Source organism: Allobaculum fili (genome assembly GCF_020969955.1).
Lineage (GTDB): Bacteria > Bacillota_I > Bacilli_A > Erysipelotrichales > Erysipelotrichaceae > Allobaculum > Allobaculum fili.
Genome location: NZ_JAHDSX010000188.1, coordinates 1 through 242, shown reverse-complemented (window position 1 = coordinate 242; position 242 = coordinate 1). Strand labels below are relative to the sequence as shown.

Sequence of the window (242 nt, the reverse complement as noted above, 5' to 3'; positions counted from 1 at the left end):
AATCGAGATCGTTATGCGGTACTACAAGAACGCCCTCGGCTTTGATGTAACCAGAGTCCATGATGACTACTCAGTGATCGGCAGCGAATTCATTGATTTTCTGTCGACCGTCATCACGTTCAGACTTCTGAACCTGTTCGACGAAAAAGGCCTCCTTGAGGACATGAGCTATAAAAAAATCATGCACATCCTGCAAAGAGGCAAAAGAATAAAAAATGATAATGAGTGGGAACTGATCAAAA

1 pseudogene is annotated in these 242 nt (G+C 42.6%); it reads left to right on the top strand.

Going from position 1 to position 242, the window contains the following annotated elements:
* Positions 1–13 precede the first annotated feature (13 nt).
* Positions 14–242: pseudogene (locus Afil_RS11000) on the top strand (hypothetical protein); the annotation flags it as partial.